15 protein-coding genes are annotated in these 17,810 nt (G+C 30.2%); 12 read left to right on the top strand and 3 right to left on the bottom strand.

Translation table 11 applies throughout. The features are described 5' to 3' along the window. Positions 1 to 53: 53 nt before the first annotated feature. From mscL to arfB, 5 genes are all read left to right on the top strand, one after another. Complete coding sequence (mscL, locus tag Q4487_RS10650) at positions 54 to 458, top strand: large conductance mechanosensitive channel protein MscL (protein WP_303542116.1); 405 nt, start codon at positions 54 to 56, stop codon at positions 456 to 458. Positions 459 to 632: 174 nt separating this feature from the next. Then, complete coding sequence (locus tag Q4487_RS10655; RefSeq protein WP_303542114.1) at positions 633 to 1,622, top strand: aspartate-semialdehyde dehydrogenase; 990 nt, start codon at positions 633 to 635, stop codon at positions 1,620 to 1,622. Between the two features lie 219 nt (positions 1,623 to 1,841). Then, entirely contained in the window at positions 1,842 to 3,989 is a 2,148-nt protein-coding gene (locus Q4487_RS10660; RefSeq protein WP_303542112.1) for a prolyl oligopeptidase family protein, read from the top strand. Positions 3,990 to 4,044: 55 nt separating this feature from the next. Continuing rightward, positions 4,045 to 5,016, top strand: coding sequence for an ABC transporter ATP-binding protein (locus tag Q4487_RS10665; RefSeq protein WP_303542110.1), 972 nt, complete (start codon positions 4,045 to 4,047; stop codon positions 5,014 to 5,016). 2 nt (positions 5,017 to 5,018) lie between these two features. Further along, entirely contained in the window at positions 5,019 to 5,423 is a 405-nt protein-coding gene (gene arfB / locus Q4487_RS10670; protein ID WP_303542109.1) for an alternative ribosome rescue aminoacyl-tRNA hydrolase ArfB, read from the top strand. Between the two features lie 148 nt (positions 5,424 to 5,571). Here the strand turns inward: arfB and Q4487_RS10675 are convergent, their stop codons facing one another. Beyond that, positions 5,572 to 5,916, bottom strand: a complete 345-nt coding sequence (locus Q4487_RS10675) for a helix-turn-helix domain-containing protein (RefSeq protein WP_303542108.1) — start codon at positions 5,914 to 5,916, stop codon at positions 5,572 to 5,574. Between the two features lie 151 nt (positions 5,917 to 6,067). On the opposite strand from Q4487_RS10675, the gene Q4487_RS10680 reads away from it, so the two are divergent. From Q4487_RS10680 to Q4487_RS10705, 6 genes are all read left to right on the top strand, one after another. Continuing rightward, entirely contained in the window at positions 6,068 to 6,259 is a 192-nt protein-coding gene (locus tag Q4487_RS10680; protein WP_303542107.1) for a hypothetical protein, read from the top strand. 72 nt (positions 6,260 to 6,331) lie between these two features. After that, positions 6,332 to 7,492, top strand: coding sequence for a hypothetical protein (locus Q4487_RS10685; RefSeq protein ID WP_303542106.1), 1,161 nt, complete (start codon positions 6,332 to 6,334; stop codon positions 7,490 to 7,492). Further along, the gene (locus Q4487_RS10690) at positions 7,485 to 8,612 is read left to right on the top strand and encodes a hypothetical protein (protein WP_303542105.1); all 1,128 of its coding nucleotides are present in this window, start codon (positions 7,485 to 7,487) and stop codon (positions 8,610 to 8,612) included. The genes Q4487_RS10685 and Q4487_RS10690 overlap by 8 nt, the downstream gene beginning before the upstream one ends. A gap of 7 nt (positions 8,613 to 8,619) precedes the next feature. After that, complete coding sequence (locus Q4487_RS10695; protein WP_303542104.1) at positions 8,620 to 9,927, top strand: amidohydrolase family protein; 1,308 nt, start codon at positions 8,620 to 8,622, stop codon at positions 9,925 to 9,927. Between the two features lie 8 nt (positions 9,928 to 9,935). Then, a complete protein-coding gene (locus tag Q4487_RS10700) occupies positions 9,936 to 12,128 on the top strand; it encodes a peptidase domain-containing ABC transporter (RefSeq protein WP_303542103.1) in 2,193 nt (730 codons plus the stop codon). 1 nt (position 12,129) lies between these two features. Further along, positions 12,130 to 13,425 carry an HlyD family secretion protein gene (locus Q4487_RS10705; protein WP_303542102.1) on the top strand — a complete coding sequence of 432 codons (1,296 nt, stop codon included), beginning with the start codon at positions 12,130 to 12,132 and terminating at the stop codon, positions 13,423 to 13,425. An 88-nt stretch (positions 13,426 to 13,513) separates the two neighbouring features. Here the strand turns inward: Q4487_RS10705 and Q4487_RS10710 are convergent, their stop codons facing one another. Beyond that, positions 13,514 to 14,863, bottom strand: coding sequence for a PAS domain-containing sensor histidine kinase (locus Q4487_RS10710; protein WP_303542101.1), 1,350 nt, complete (start codon positions 14,861 to 14,863; stop codon positions 13,514 to 13,516). Further along, positions 14,853 to 16,223 (bottom strand): sigma-54 dependent transcriptional regulator, encoded by a 1,371-nt coding sequence (locus tag Q4487_RS10715; protein WP_303542099.1) that lies wholly within the window; start codon positions 16,221 to 16,223, stop codon positions 14,853 to 14,855. Before Q4487_RS10715 ends, Q4487_RS10710 begins: the two co-directional genes overlap by 11 nt. Positions 16,224 to 16,449: 226 nt before the next feature. On the opposite strand from Q4487_RS10715, the gene Q4487_RS10720 reads away from it, so the two are divergent. After that, complete coding sequence (locus Q4487_RS10720; protein WP_303542097.1) at positions 16,450 to 17,796, top strand: TolC family protein; 1,347 nt, start codon at positions 16,450 to 16,452, stop codon at positions 17,794 to 17,796. The last annotated feature ends 14 nt before the right edge of the window (positions 17,797 to 17,810 follow it).

A 17,810-nucleotide genomic window follows, 5' to 3' on the forward strand; every position in this document is an offset into this window, starting at 1 on the left:
GAAACTGTATTTTTTAGTATCTTGCAGCTATTAACTAAATAAATACACTAAACATGTTAAAAGAATTTAAGAATTTTATTATGACCGGTAATGTAATTGATTTTGCAGTTGCGGTTATTATGGCTACGGCTTTAGGCGGAGTTATTAATGGTTTTGTAAACAACATTGCAATGCCATTTGTAGGTTATTTTGCAGGAGGTATGAACTTTGAAGACCTTCACGTAGCAATGGACGGTAAAGACTATGCAACTTTAGCAGCAGCTAAAGAAGCAGGTGGTGCTGTAATTGCTTACGGTGCTTGGATTAACACAATTATAAACTTATTAATAGTAGGTTTTGTAATGTTCATAATCGTAAAAGCTTACAACAAAACAAAAACTCCTCCAGCTCCAGCTGCACCAGCAGGACCAACACAAGAAGAGTTATTAGCACAAATTAGAGATTTACTAAAAAAGTAATTTCCTATTAACTATATACAGCCGCCAAGCTCACCATTAAGCTTGGCGGTTTTTTTATGCTTTATTTCATAATGTTATAAATAAAACAATTTGTTATATTTATTTTAATCTTCTTACTGTTGCTTGGCGGTTAAACTACATTAAACTACATTTGTTATTCTAAATATTATAAAAATGAAAGTAGCGGTAGTTGGTGCCACAGGAATGGTAGGAGAAGTAATGCTTAACGTATTACAAGAACGTAATTTTCCATTAACAGAGTTATTATTAGTAGCCTCAGAACTTTCTGTAGGTAAAAAAATGACCTATAACGGCAAAGAACATACCGTTATTGGCTTGGCAGATGCAGTAGCAGCTAAACCAGATTTAGCTATTTTTTCTGCAGGCGGAGATACATCTTTAGAATGGGCTCCAAAATTTGCAGAAGTAGGTACAACCGTAGTAGACAATTCTTCTGCTTGGCGTATGGATCCTACCAAAAAATTAATAGTTCCAGAAATTAATGCTAGTGAACTAACCAAAGAAGACAAAATTATTGCAAACCCAAACTGCTCTACCATACAATTAGTAATGGTTTTAGCACCTTTACATGCAAAATATAAAATGAAACGCGTAGTGGTTTCTACCTACCAATCTGTTTCTGGTACAGGCGTTAAAGCTGTAAAACAATTAGAGAATGAGACGGCTGGTATAAAAGGAGAAATGGCATATCCTTACCCAATTAGCAGAAATGCGTTACCACATTGTGACGTTTTTATGGATAACGGTTACACAAAAGAAGAGATGAAACTATCTCGTGAGCCACAAAAAATATTTAACGATCGCACTTTTTCATTAACAGCAACAGCAGTGCGTATACCAACAGCAGGTGGCCACTCAGAATCTGTAAACGTAGAGTTTTATAATGATGCAGATGTTAGCGAGGTAAGACAAGTATTAAGCAAAACAGCAGGTGTAGTTGTACAAGATAATCCAGATACAAACACCTACCCAATGCCAGTGTATGCACACAATAAAGACGATGTTTTTGTAGGCCGTATACGTAGAGATGAGTCGCAAGCAAACACATTAAATATGTGGATAGTTGCAGACAACCTACGTAAAGGAGCAGCAACAAATGCCGTGCAAATTGCAGAATACCTTAACAATAATAAGCTACTGTAACAGGCAGTTGTAGTTTTAGGTGTTCCTAACGGGCGGGCTTTACATTGCAATCTTTTTTAAGAAAAATAAAAAAGGATTTTCATTGCAATCCCTAACACAAAAAAATAGAAACCTTTAAGAAGAATGCTTCTTAAAGGTTTTTTTGTATTATTTTTAAAAGCATAAAGCTCTAAATTCAATACAGTTAAGTTTTATCAACCTAAAAATAAACAAATTCTTATGAAACAAATAAGCATATTTATTTTTACTGCTATTACCTTTGTAGCCTGTAAATCACCTTCAAAAAAAGAAGCAATTATGACCTCATATCCATCAACCAATAAGGTAGATACTGTAACAAATTATTTTGGTACAAATGTAGCAGACCCTTACCGCTGGTTAGAAGATGACCGTAGTACAGAAACCGAATCTTGGGTAAAAGAACAAAACAAAACAACATTTGGGTATTTAGATCAGATTCCGTTTCGTAAAGACATAAAGCAAAGACTAGAAAAATTATGGAATTATGAAAAACTAGGATCACCATCTAAAGAGGGAGATTATATCTATTTTTCAAAAAATAATGGATTACAAAATCAATCTGTGATCTACAGAAAAAAAGACGATAAAGAAGAAGTTTTTCTGGACCCCAACAAGTTTTCAGAAGACGGTACAACATCATTAGCTGGGTTAAGTTTTTCTAAAGATGGTTCTTTGGCAGCATACTTAATTTCTGAAGGTGGTAGTGACTGGAGAAAAATTATAATTCTAGACGCAAAAACAAAAACCGTTGTAGAAGATACTTTGGTAGATGTAAAATTTAGTGGTTTATCTTGGAAAGGTAACGAGGGGTTCTTTTACTCTAGTTATGACAAGCCAAAGGGGAGCGAGTTATCTGCAAAAACAGACCAGCACAAATTATACTACCACAAACTAAAAACACCACAAAATCAAGACGAATTAGTTTTTGGTGGTACAGCAGAAGAAAAACACAGGTATGTTGGTGGCACTGTTACAGAAGACGGTAAATATTTATTAATATCTGCATCTGTCTCTACATCAGGTAATAAATTGTTTTTAAAAGATTTAGAAACAAATAAAGTTACAACCATTTTAGACCATACTAAATCAGATACTTATGTAATAGAAAATGTAGGTTCTAAATTATATTTAGCAACAAATTTAGATGCTCCTAATCAAAAAGTGGTTACAGTAGATGCTGCTAACCCAACACCAGAGAATTGGGTAGACTTTATTCCAGAAACCGAGAATGTACTTACTGCAGGTACTGGTGGCGGTTACTTTTTTGCCAATTATATGGTAGATGCTATTTCTAAAGTATTGCAATATAATTATGATGGAGATTTAGTGCGTACCATAGAGTTGCCAGGTGTTGGTACAGCTTCAGGTTTTGGAGGTAAAAAAGAAGAAAAAGAGTTTTACTTCTCATTTACAAATTATAATACTCCAGGATCATCTTACAGTTATAACGTAGAAACAGGAAAATATAAACAATATTGGAGTCCAAACATAGATTTTAACTCAGAAGATTACGAGTCTAAACAAGTATTCTATGCTTCTAAAGACGGTACAAAAATACCAATGATAATTACCTATAAAAAAGGAATAGAACTAAATGGTAAAAATCCAACGATACTTTATGGTTACGGTGGGTTTAATGTAAGTTTAACTCCAAGTTTTAGTATTGCCAATGCTGTTTGGATGGAGCAAGGTGGCGTATATGCTGTACCTAATTTAAGAGGTGGTGGTGAGTACGGTAAAAAATGGCATGATGCAGGTACAAAATTACAAAAGCAAAACGTTTTTGACGATTTTATAGCGGCTGCAGAATATTTAATAGAAAACAAATACACAACACCAGAGTATTTAGCGCTTAGAGGTGGTTCTAATGGTGGTTTATTGGTTGGTGCAACAATGACGCAGCGTCCAGATTTAGCTAAAGTAGCATTGCCTGCAGTAGGTGTTTTAGATATGTTACGTTACCACACATTTACAGCAGGTGCAGGTTGGGCGTATGACTATGGTACAGCAGAAGACGATAAAGAAATGTTTAACTATTTATTAGGGTACTCACCAGTACACAATGTTAAAAAGGGAGTAGCATACCCTGCAACTTTAATAACTACGGGAGATCATGACGACCGTGTAGTGCCTGCGCACAGTTTTAAATTTGCAGCAGAATTACAAGAAAAACAAACAGGCGCTAACCCTACATTAATTAGAATAGATATTAATGCAGGTCACGGAGCGGGTAAATCTACTGAGGCTACCATTAATGAACAAGTAGATATACAAGCATTTACGCTATTTAATATGGGATATAAAGAATTGCCAAATAAGGCAATTTTAAAAGATTTTAAAGAATAAGAACTAAAAATTATAAAAAAATCCGTTTCTTAAGAGAGACGGATTTTTTCAATTTATGCTACACGTAAACAATATAACATTTTCATACAATACAACGCCAGTTCTAAAAGACATTGATTTTACTGTTAATGATGGTGAATACCTTGCCATTTTAGGAGAAAGCGGCAGTGGAAAAAGTACACTTTTAAAAATTATCTACGGTATTTTACAGTTAGATAAGGGAACTATTTTTTGGGATGACAATCAGGTTTTAGGACCAGATTATAATTTAATTCCAGGAGAAAAGTATATGAAATACTTGTCTCAAGATTTTGACTTAATGCCTTTTATTACGGTAGAAGAAAATGTGAGTCAGTACTTATCTGTGTTTTATCCAGAAGAACTAAAAGCAAGAACAGATGAGCTTTTAGAAATGGTAGAGATGACTAGTTTTGCAAAGACCAAAGTAAAGTTATTAAGCGGAGGACAACAACAAAGAGTGGCTTTAGCTAGAGTATTGGCACAAGAACCAGAGATTTTGCTGTTAGATGAACCTTTTAGTCACATAGATAATTTTAGAAAAAATAGTCTGCGTAGACGACTTTTTGGATACTTAAAGCGTAAAAAAATTACGTGCATTGTTGCAACTCATGACGAGAAAGAAGTATTGCCATTTGCAGATCGTATATTGGTTGTAAAAGATCAGGAAATATTAGCAAACGAAAAAACCGAAACATTATATAACAATCCAAAGTCGTTATATGTAGCAAGTTTGTTTGCAGAGGCAAACCTACTTCCTATTTCTACTATTAAAGAATATACAGAAGCTAAAAAAGATATTGTGGTATATGCACACGAGTTTAAGGTGTCTGAAACTTCTGGAATAGAAGTACGTGTAATTAATAGTTATGCAATGGGATCTTATTATTTAATGGAAGGGATAACAGAAGATCAGAGTTTGTTTTTTACGGATAGTAAAAGTATTGAGGTTGGTAAAAATGTATTCTTAAATGTTTCTTTAGAAGTACTAAATAAAAGACTAGCTTAATTTTGAATACAACACAAATAATACAAGAATTACAATTTAAAGCAGTGCGTAGTAGTGGCGCTGGTGGTCAGCACGTAAATAAAGTTTCTACTAAAATAGAGCTTACGTATGATTTGCAAAACTCTACAGCAGTTACAGATAAAGAAAAAGAACGACTGTTACTAAAACTAAGTAACAGACTTACAAAAGAAAATGTATTGTTGTTACAGTGCGATGATTCTAGAAGTCAGCATAAAAATAAAGATTTGGCTATAAAACGTTTTTTAGAGCTTATAAAATCGGCCTTAATTGTGCCTAAAAAGCGCAAAAAAACCAAACAATCTAGGTCTGCTATAGAAAAACGATTGAACACTAAAAAGAAATCGGCCTTAAAAAAAGCAAATCGTAAAAAACCAAGTTTAGAATAATAAATTCATTTGCCAGTTTAAAATTTGAAACAATAATTATTACCGCAAACTTAATTTTTTCAGGTTTGCTTACAATTTCTTCTAAAGTTTGACAACCTTTTTTGTAAGCTAAAAAAGTTAGTAATATCTGATTATGTAGAATTTTTTCTTAAATTTTTTGATTATTTTTCTTTAGAAGTAATATAATTTCATCTTTTTCTTTTAGTATACTTTCGTATTGTTCAATTAATTTTTTAGATACATTAATGTAGTGACGAACATTATCAATATTTATAGTGTTGTCGGTAAAATCATTTGTTTCTTCGTTGTAAATAAACGATACTGAGACGTCTAGAATTTTAGCCAATTTTCCTATCTCCTCAGCAACAAATTTAACTGTACCATTTTCTCTACGACTATACTGACTTTGACTAAGTCCTAATTGATGTGACACAAATTCTTGAGATATTTTTTTATCTTCACGAAGTAGTTTTATTTTTATTGGTATGTTCATAGTGTTTTTAAATAGACGCGATATTTATGTTTAAATCACATAATATATGTTTTTTCGCCATTGTTGATTGTTAAATATAATGTAATTTTTGTAAGTGAAAACTTATGCCGAAAAAATATTTTTAGTAGGTAGTTTATAACAAAAATGAATTATGAATAAATTATCATTTGATGATCTAAAAGAAAGAGCAGGAACTATTGTTTCACACGATTTGTTGAACAGTATTTCTGGCGGTACAGAGAACGCATGTCATGATGGGGGAGGTAGAACATATCCACCACGTCCTGAAGTAGAAGTTGACAATACAGCAACAAAAAAACCAATAATAAGAAAAATAAATTAATATTTTTCTTATCACTTGATCTAAATAGGTAACCTTTTATGGGTTGCCTATTTATTTTTAAATTTAATTTTTATGAAGTATTTATCTGTAATTTATTTGTTCTTATCACTGTCATGTTCATCACAAATTAATAATGAGAAAGCCAAAGACGTTAGAAGGGTAATTAATGTTGATTATGGTGTTATGGCATTTTCAGATGTTCAAAAGGAAAATAATATAATTATTAAGAAATTAGAAGATTGTATAAACTCAAAGGAGTTTATCGATTATTCTAAATTTTGGGATAAAAATGACACATTAATGTTTAATTACCCATATCATGATCTTTATACTACTGTAAATAATAATTATCCTGCATATAAGCCTACGGTAGTTGGTTTGCAAAAAATAGCATTAGATAAATATCAAATAAAAATAGCGGTCATAGGCAACCCAGAAGGTTTTTTTTCTTTAGATTATGTATATAATGTTTATGCGATTAAAAATGATAAGGGTGATTTCGTTTTTAAAAATGTAATATCAGATAATTTAAGTAAGTGGAAAAAAATACAAATTGACAACATAACTTATTATTATTCAGGAGAACGAATTCTTAATTATGAAAACATAGATAAACAGAAAAAATTTGAAACTGATTTATCTATATTTTTAGAGCAAGAAAAAATTAATTATAAATATATAATTTGTAAAAATACTAATGAGATATATAGCCTTTTAGGCTATGATTATCTTGATATGATGTTTTATACAAAACAAATTGGAGGTCTTGCTTATTCCTATCAAAATATTTTTTTCTCAGGAAACGACACCGAATTTTATGCACATGAGGTAACACATATTTATTTAAATAAGAAATTTCCAAAAATTCATTCAGTTATTGACGAAGGCTTTGCTACATATAAAGGTGGCTCTAAGGGGTTAAATTATGAAAAGCATATAGAGTTATTACAAGAGTATATATCTACAAAAGAAATAAGTATAGGAGAATATTTATTTGATGAAGATAAAAGGCATACAATTATTGGTTCAAAGTCATCAATAATGTATTCAGCAGGTGCTTTTTTATGTCATTTAGCTTATAGTAAATATGGTAAAGAAGGGCTATTTAAACTATTAAATAGTGGTGAATCGGATGAAAGTTTAAAGTATACAATAGAAAATTTATTTCAAATACATTTTAAAGAATTTGATGATTTCTTTACTAATGAACTAGAAAAAAATAATTATGATTGATAATCTGAAAGAGGTTAAAACAGAAATTATTAATACTATAAAATTACTTATTTACAAAGAGGATAAAAGTATTTTAGATAAAATTAACTTTAATAACGATGATATATTTATTGAGCCTTTATTGTTTTCGTATTTTAATTTAAAGACAAATAAGAATGTTGCTATTTTAGCTGAAATAATTCAAGGTTATCATACTAAAGAAGAAAAATATAAGTTACGTCATTCATATAATAGAAATGAAGTAGCTTATATACCTAAAGTTGGTTATTTTAAATACTTCAAGGATACACTATATGAACCAATACTAAAAAAAGGTGACTTTGAAATTGTAAAAGAAATACATTTAGTTCAAGAATCTTATTTTGTGGAGTTTTACAAGGGAAGTATCCTAAACTCAACCCCTATTCATAACTCTGTATGGAAAGAACATTATAAAGAAGTTTTTTATGCAATTGATATTATAAGAAAGTACCTGCCTAAATATTATAAGAAATTAGTATTTGCCAATAAAAAAATATACTTACACGATAATCCTAAAATATTAAATTTTACTTCTATAGAAACTTTAGGTATGTTGTATTTTTATGTCATAGGGAAAAATAATATTATTTATTTTATAGAAGAGCTAATACACCAAGGTTCACATAACTACTTATATTATGTTGTGCACAATAGAAAAGATTATTTTAAAATAGATGTAGAGAATATATTAATGTCTGATTACACTAAAAAAGAATGGGATTACAGAACAATTTATGGTGCTTTTCACGGACTGTTTACTGTTACAGAGCGTGTTGAGTGTTTTGATATATTATTATCAAGAAATATATTTTCTGGCAAGGAAAAGCACGAATTGCTAGGTAGGCTAGCAGATCAATTTTTACGCTTTAGAACAGGGTTAGAACTATTAAAACTTAATGAAGTTTTCACAGAAAAAGGAGTTAATTTTTATAATAGTTTGGATGAAAAATGTGCTTTTATTTTACATAAATATTCAAAACTTAAAAGTGAGTTTGATTTGAGTAACCGAGATTTGGATTTTAGATATGATGATTTTTGTATTTTGAATCCTTACAAAGAATTTTTAAAAAAAGATCAAAACAACTATTATCAATTTTAATAAAAAAATGAAAAAATATTTTTTAGTACTTATTGTTATTATAATATCTGTCAGAGTAAATGGTCAGAATAGCAAAAAAAAAATAAATAGCATTGAGAATTATCAAGTTTTAAACTTAGTAGTTAAAAATGTTTCTGTTGTTACAATGAAAAATGACAGCGAAATTAAAAATCAAGATGTCGTAATTAAGAATGGCTTAATAGAATCTATTTCTAATACAAAAAAAAAGAAGTATAAAAATTTTATGACGATAGACGGTAGTAATAAGTTTATAATGCCTTCACTAGCAGATGCCCATGTACATTTACCAAAAGACGAGAATGATTTAAAAAAAACATTGATTCTTAATTTAATAAATGGAGTCACTAAATTGCGTTCTATGCGTGGAAACTGGAATCATTTAGAATGGCGAGAAAAATACAATATGGGCAATTCAGCATATCCAAAATTGTATCTATCCTCACCTCCTATATCTAGGAATTATACTTTTACCAGTCAAGAGTTAAATGATTATATTCAAGAAGCAAAGAACTTTGATTTTATAAAAATTTTGAGTATTAAGGATGAAAGTCTGTTCAAGGAGCTAGATTCCTTGTGTAAAATTAATAATATCAATATTGCAGGACACTTTCCTAGTAATATTACAGACATTGAAATTTTTAAGTCTAATTACACTTCTTTTGAGCATTTAGGAGGGTTAACGGAGGAGTCAATGTTAACAAGTGTAAGATTACAAGCTGTTAAGGATAACAATATTAGTATTTGCCCAACTTTAAGTTGGTATAGTGTTGGTTCAGGAAGATATACTCTCGATGAATTGCGTAATTTACGAGGAATGGAATATATCTCTGATGTAGTGGTTGAAGAGTGGATAGAAAAGACTAAAGAGTATAGAGAAAGGTTAGGAGTAAAAGCTTATCAAGATGAAGTAGAATTAGAGTTGTTAAAATTGGACAAAAAGTATAAAGTAATTGCTATGTTGAACAAGTTAGGTGTTCAAATACTTTTAAGTCCTGACAGTTCATCAAAATATATGGTTCCTGGTTTTGGTATGGTTGGTGAGATGGAATTATTAAAAAATACAGGTTTGGATAATTTTGATATTTTACAAATGGCTACAGTGAATTTTGCAGCTTTTTTTGAAGAAGATTATGGTTTTATAGAAGAAGGTAAAAAGGCCGATTTTGTTTTATTAAAAAATAACCCATTAAAAGATATAAAAGCATTAGAAACAATAGAAGGTGTTTATTTTAATAATAATTTCCTAAATAAAGAAACATTAGGGAACCTATCCCAGTCTATATTGCCAAACTAGTGTTATTTATGAGAAAAAATAAGTTTCCTTTTTTTAGACAATTAGATTATCGTGATTGCGGCCCTACTTGTTTGAGGATGATTGCGAAGTTTTATGGGAAAAATTTTTCTAGGGAATTTTTAAGAGATAAGGCGAGCATAACAAGACAAGGTGTAACAATGGCAGGTATTGCTGATGCTGCTGAAATTATTGAAATGCGGACTTTAGGTATGCGAGTTTCTTTAGAAAGTTTGATAGATGAAGTGCCTACACCTTTTATAGTACCGTGGAGACAAAAGCATTTTGTTGTAGTTTACAAAACTAGTAAGACTAAAATATATGTTGCTGACCCAGCTAAAGGGTTTTTAGAATACAATCATAAATCTTTTTTAAAGGCTTGGACAAATACTAATGATGGTACTGGTTTTGTTTTAATTTTAGAACCTAATACAAACTTTCATACTCTTGATGAAGAAAAAACAAAAAAGAAAGGTTTTTCTTTTTTGTTACCATATCTTAAACCGTATAAAAAGTTAGCTTATCAACTATTAATTGGATTAATTGTTGGCACCACAATTCAGTTTATAACACCTTTTTTAATGCAATCTATTGTGGATACTGGTGTAAATACGCAGAATGTTCCCTTTATTTATATAATATTAATAGCACAGCTAGTGCTTTTTGTCTCGCAAACTTTAGTTCGTGTTTTTAGAGAATGGTTATTAATTCATATTTCCAATAGGTTTCATATAAAAATGATTTCAGATTTTTTATATAAAATGCTAAAATTGCCCATTAATTTTTTTGAAACAAGAAATACAGGAGAACATTTACAAAGAATACAAGACCATAATAGAATTAATAACTTTGTGTCATCGTCTACGTTTGGTATGGTATATTCTATTATATTATTTGTTGTATTTAGTTTCGTATTAGCCTTTTATAATTTAATGATATTTTTAGTTTTTTTAATTGGAGCTATTTTTTATGTTTCTTGGACATTCTTTTTTTTAAAAAAACGAGCAGAATTAGACTATAAACATTTTGATGAAAGTTCACAAAGCCAAACCTCTTTGATACAAATAATAAATGGAGTAAAAGAAATTAAAATAAATAATTCGCAGAGGAAGAATAGATGGAAATGGGAGCAGGTTCAAATTAGTTTATTTAAAACTTCTATAAGCTCTCTAGCTCTGGAACAATATCAATTTATCGGCTCAGGTTTCATTAATGAGCTGAAGAATATTTTTATCACATTCTTGTCTGCTACAGCAGTTGTAAATGGTGATATAACCTTAGGTATGATGCTTTCTATACAGTATATCGTTGGACAGTTAAATACACCTTTAAGTAGTTTTATTGGTTTTATTCAAGTTTGGCAAGATGCAAAAATAAGTTTAGAACGCTTAATGCAAGTACACACAAAAAAAGATGAAGATGAACTAAAAGATAATAAGGCAAAAGAACTTCCAACTAATAAGGATATTATTATAAAGGATTTATCTTTTCGTTACGGAGGTAAATCCACACCTTATGTATTAAAGAACTTAAATTGTATATTTCCAGAAGGTAAAACTACTGCTATTGTTGGGGCTAGTGGAAGCGGTAAAACTACACTCGTAAAATTACTTCTCAAATTTCATAAGCCAACAAAAGGATCAATATTAGTGGGTTACAATGATTTGAATAATATTCATAATGATTTTTGGCGGATGAATTGTGGTGCAGTTATGCAAGATACTTTTATATTTAATGATACAGTAGCAGGTAATATTTCAGAATCTGAACAAAATGAGATAATTGATAGAAAGCAACTAAAAACGGCAGCTTCTATTTCAAATATTCAGGAGTTTATAGAGCGATTACCTAACAAATATAACACTGAATTAGGAACATCTGGAATACGATTAAGTGGTGGTCAAGAACAACGACTTATGATTGCTAGAGCTGTTTATAAAAATCCTTCTTTTATCTTCTTTGATGAGGCTACAAGCGCATTAGATGCAAACAATGAAAAAGTTATAATGGAAAATCTTAATGATTTTATTAAAAATAGAACCTCCATTATTATTGCACATCGTTTGAGCACAGTTAAAAACGCCGATAATATAATTGTTTTAGAAAACGGAGAAATAGTAGAACAAGGAAACCATAAAACATTATCTATGAAAAAAGGTAAGTATTATGAGTTGGTAAAAAACCAATTAGAGCTAGGGAGTTAATATGGATACCTTAAAAAACGACGAATTAAACATATATAGTGAGGAAGTAAAAGATGTACTAACTACACCGCCAAGAAGGTTATTTAGATGGGGTAATACTATACTTTTTACTTTTATAATAATTATTTTATTTCTAGCATGGTTAATAAAATACCCAGATATTATTACGGCAGAAGCAATATTGACTACTGAAATTCCACCACAAAAGGAATTCGCGAATGTGTCAGGTAAAATTGATTCTTTATTTGTAAATAATTATCAAGAGGTAACAGAAAATATGCCCTTAGCTTTAATTGAGAATACGGCAAACTATAAAGATATATTATATTTAAAATCTATTTTAGATACTTTAAAAATAAATCAATATTCGTTTTACTTACCTTTAAATGAGTTGCCTATGCTTTTTTTAGGAGATATTGAAAGAGAATTCTCTTTGTTTGAAAATAATTATATCCAATATGCTTTAAATAAAGAATCGCGATCATTTTTGAATAATGATTTGACTAGCAGTTATACATTATCGCAGTTAAGATATAGGCTAGAAACACTAAAAAATCAAAAAGATTTAAATGAGGAAGAATTACTATTTAGACTAAAGGACTTAGATCGAACAGAAACTTTATTTAATAAAGGTGTTATTTCTGCACAAGAATTTGAAAATAAAAAATTAGAATATTTACAGTCGAAAAGAAACTATAAAAACATAAATGTTTCTATTTCTCAGATTAAAGAAAATATTAGTAGCACTAATAATTTAAAAAAACAGACATCAATTGAAAACACTAGAAACGAGATTAATCTACTTAAAAAAGTAATCCAATCTTTAGATCAATTAAAAACAGCGCTTAAAGATTGGGAATTGAAATACTTATTTAAATCGAACATTGAAGGAGAAGTATCATTTATGAAAATTTGGAGTCAAAATCAAACTATTAATAGAGGCGATTTTGTTTTTACAATAATACCCAAAGACCATTCATCTTATATTTGTAAAGTTCGTGCTTCTGCATTGAATTCAGGAAAAGTAAAAGTAGGGCAAGATGTGAATATTAGATTAAGTAGTTATCCAGATAATGAGTACGGTATACTTAAGGGGAACGTCAAAAATATTTCACTTATTCCAAACACTGAAGGTTTGTACCTTTTAGATGTATCATTGCCTAACAAATTGGTGACAACACATAATATAGAGATTGAATTTAAGCAAGAAATGCAAGGAACGGCAGAAATTATCACCGAGGATTTGAGATTGCTTGAAAGGGTGTTTTATCAATTTAAAGATTTATTTAAACAATAAGCTATTGTTGCTTACTTTTGGTTTTAAATATTGGCAACCACGTAACTTTACTTAAGATGCATACTTAGAATACTTTAATAGATTAAGTTTAAAACAACAATGTAAAAACTGTTTCTTGGTTTGGAGTACTTCTTAATTTTAAGCTTCCGCCGTGTAATCTTAAGATCTGTTTAGACAAACTAAGTCCAATTCCAGTTCCGGTATTTTTGGTTGTAAAAAACGGAATAAAAATCTCATCTATTAATTCTGGAGGAATACCAGGGCCATTATCAGTAACTGTAATAAATTTTTCTTTTTGATTTGTGATGCCAGCGGTAACAGTAATATTTCCGTTCTCTTGTTCGCCTATAGATTGTACTGCATTTTTACATAAGTTTAAAAGTACTTGAGTAATTTGTTTTTCATCTATAAAAAACTCTAAGTTTTCTGTTGTTAAATTAGATGAAAAATTAATATTGATATTCTGGTTTTCCTGATCTATTAGCACAAACACTTTGTGTATTAATTGTTCTGCTTTTACAAGACTTTTGTCTGGTGCCGGAATACTTAAAAAACTACGATAACTTTGTACAAAGTCCATTAAGTTATTTCCTTGTTCTTTTACAACAGCTAAGCCTTTAGAGGTGTTTTGTATGTGTTTTTCAGTTAATTCCTCAAGTGGTATTAATCCGTCTTCTTTTTTGTAATAATTTAAAATAGATTCAGATATTGATGTTATTGGCGCTATAGTATTCATAATTTCGTGGGTTAAAACTCGTATAAGTTTTTCCCATGAATCGGCCTCTTTTTCTTCTAACTCTCTTTGTATATCTTGTACAACTACCAATAATAAATTTTGGTTGTCTAGTGTAACAGTAGTAGATTTTAAGGTAAGTTGTATTTTCTCTCTTTCGTTAGTTAACTCTATTAATTTACGTTGAAAAGGCTCTAGCTTGGCAAACAAATCGTATAATTTTTTATCTACTTGCTCTAGCTGTTTAATATGGTTTAGCGGTTTGTAATTTAGTAAATGTTCTACTCTAGGGTTAGCAAATAAAATGTGTCCTTTGCTATTAATGGTTAAAATACCAATATCTGCGTGTTTAAGTATTTCCTGATAGTATTTTTCTTGTACTTGGTTTTTAACATGTACTTTATGTATCATAGCATTAAGCATGTTAAGACTGCGATTAAGTTCTTTTAAAGATTTTACATTTTCATACTCAGGAAAACGCAACGTAAAATCTTCATTTTTTATAGACTCAAAAAAGTATGCAATTTTACGATTGGTATGGTTTACATATTTTATTAAATATGCGGTTAGTAAAACCAAAACAATTAAAAATACAGCAGCAATAATGTACTCTTTTTGCACACCAAAATAGGCTAGTCCAATGGCAGAAAGTGTAATAAAGATAACCCTAAGAACTAACTGAAAATAGAAACTTTTACTCGCCATTTTCAGATTTTTTAATTTTGTTATACAATGTTTGTCTAGAAATTCCTAGTTGGTTTGCTGCAGCACTATAATTACCGTCGTGCTTTTTTAGAGCATCGTTAATAAGTAGTAATTCCATTTCTGATAAGGTAACATTTGCAGTATCTAATGTAGGTGTTCCTTTTTCATTTAAAATAAAGTCGGTTGGTTTTAGCACGCTTCCATCGCATAAAATAACAGCTCTTTCCATAGTATGTTGTAATTCTCTAACATTACCAGGCCAACTATATGCTAGTAATTTTTCTTGTGCAAGGTTATTAATACGCAAACCAAGTTTGCCATATTTAGTCATAAATTTAGTGAGGTAAAAATCGGCCAAAATTAAAATGTCGCCATCTCTTTCTCTAAGTGCAGGTACTTGAACGTGTATGGTATTTATACGGTATACTAAATCTTCTCGAAAAAGACCATCAGCAACCATTTTTTCTAGATTGCAATTGGTGGCACAAATTAAGCGTATATCTACAGGTATAGGTTTGTTAGAGCCTACACGCACCACAACTCTGTTTTGTATAGCAGATAGTAGTTTAGCCTGAGTTTGTAAGCTTAGGTTTCCTATTTCATCTAAAAATAAGGTTCCGCCATTTGCAGCTTCAAACTTACCAGCTCTATCTTCTTTGGCATCTGTAAAAGCCCCTTTGGTGTGCCCAAAAAGTTCACTTTCAAACAAGGTTTCAGATATAGAACCCATATCAACCCCTATAAAAACCTCATTTTTACGGTTAGATAAGTTATGTAGTTCTCTTGCTATTAATTCTTTACCTGTTCCGTTTTCTCCGGTTACCAATACATTTACGTCTGTTTTAGCTACTTTTTGTACTAGGTTTAGAACAGAGGTTAATGCTTTAGAATTACCAATGATGTAGTTTTTATTCTGGTTAATAACCTGCTTTAAAGAACTCTCTTTCTCTTTTAATATAGAAACTTCTTTTTGAGATTTACGTAACTGGTAAGCAGATTTTAATGTAGCAAGCAACTTGTCATTATTCCAAGGTTTTAAAATAAAATCTGTTGCACCTTCCTTTAATGCTTGTACAGCAAGGTCTATTGCACCATAAGCAGTCATCATAATTACAGAAATATGGGGTGCACGTTTTTTAATTTCTCTGTTCCAATACAAACCTTCATTACCGGTATTTACACCTGCAGAAAAATTCATATCTAGTAAAACAATATCATAATCTTCTAAATTTTTAAAAGAAGATAAAAGGTTAGGGTTACCAAGTGTATCGACCTTTTCATATTCAAATTGCAATAAAATCTCTAATGCACTTAGCACACTTTTATTGTCGTCTACGATTAATACTTTACCTTTTTGCATTATAAAATTGTTTTGGTTGGTAGCAGCTATGTAATAACTTGTATAGTTTAAAATTACAAATGATATGTCTTAGTATTTTAAAAGTGTAAAAAAAATTGACATTATTTGTATATATATTTTACACTTACATATTTGTACATTTAGTTTTTAGGAGTTAAAGCATTGTTTTTTAGCAATTTGTGTTTTTGGCACAACAATAGCTTTAGTTTTGGCACACAATAAAATTATGAACTTAAAAATAACACATATTCTATTTTTGCTATTACTGGTTAGTTTGCCAATTAAAGCACAACAAAGTTGGTCTTTAGACGAGTGTATTAACTATGCAGTTTCTCATAACTTAGAATTAAATAACCAAGCTTATACTGTTGCATCTAGTAAAGAAACACACAAACAAGCTATACGTAATTTGTTGCCTAGCATTAATGGTTCTGCAGATTATGTTATTAGATATGGTAGATCTACAGATCCTAATAATAACAATATAATAGATACAGATTTCTTTTCTAATAATTACGGGTTAAATTCTTCTATAGATATTTTTAGAGGTTTCCAAAGAGTAAATACAATTAAAGCAACAAAGTATATTTATAAAGCTGTACAAGAAGATGCGCAACAACAGAAGTATTTATTGGCATTTAGAGTAATGTCTGCTTTTTACGATATAAGATTTTACCAAGGTTTGTTAGAAATTACAGAAGAACAAGTAAGTATATCAGACACCAACTATGCGTTTGTAAAAAAACAATTAGAATTAGGGTTAATAGCGCAGGCAGATATGTACGAGGCAGAATCTGTTTTATTAACAGATAAGTTAGCAGTTACACAAGCCGAAAACCAATTAGCAGCAGCAAAACTAAATTTAATACAAGAAATGAATTTAGAAGGCGTGTCTACAATAGATTTAAAAACAGATGTGTTAGATATACAAGAGAATCTAGTTGAAACAACAAAAACAGATTCTGTTTATACAAAAGCACAAGCATTTTTGCCAAGCATAAAATCTGGACAATTGCGTGTAAAGGCAGCAGAGAAAGAAGTAGCCATTGCTAGAGGGGGTTTGTACCCTTCAATATCACTTTTTGCAGGTTACGGCACAGGATATTACGAGACAAATATAGACGATATTAGCAGAGAAATAATATCATTTAAAAACCAAATAAGAGATAATGCATCTAGATCTATTGGTGTATCTGTGAACATACCAATTAGTAATAAATGGTCTGGAAGATCGCAAGTAAAGCAACAAAAAATAGCATTGCAACAAGCAGAGAATAATTTAAAAATTCAAGAGCAAGAGTTGTACAAACTAATACAACAATTGGTACAAGAAAAAAGTGCTTTAGAGATCGAGAATTTACAAAGCATACAAAAACTAAAAGCACAAGAGCTTAGCTTTTCTATAGCACAGAAAAAATACGAGAAAGAGATGATTTCTGCTGTAGAGTTGTACCAAGCAAAAGTATTGTACACTACCGCAAAAAACGAGAATTTACAAGTGCAAATAAGATTAAAAGTAAACCAAAGTACATTGGCTTTTTATCAAGGATTACCAGTATTTACCATAAACTAACAATTACAATATAG

It is taken from the genome of Cellulophaga sp. 3_MG-2023, from assembly GCF_030546975.1.
Classification (GTDB): Bacteria; Bacteroidota; Bacteroidia; order Flavobacteriales; family Flavobacteriaceae; genus Cellulophaga.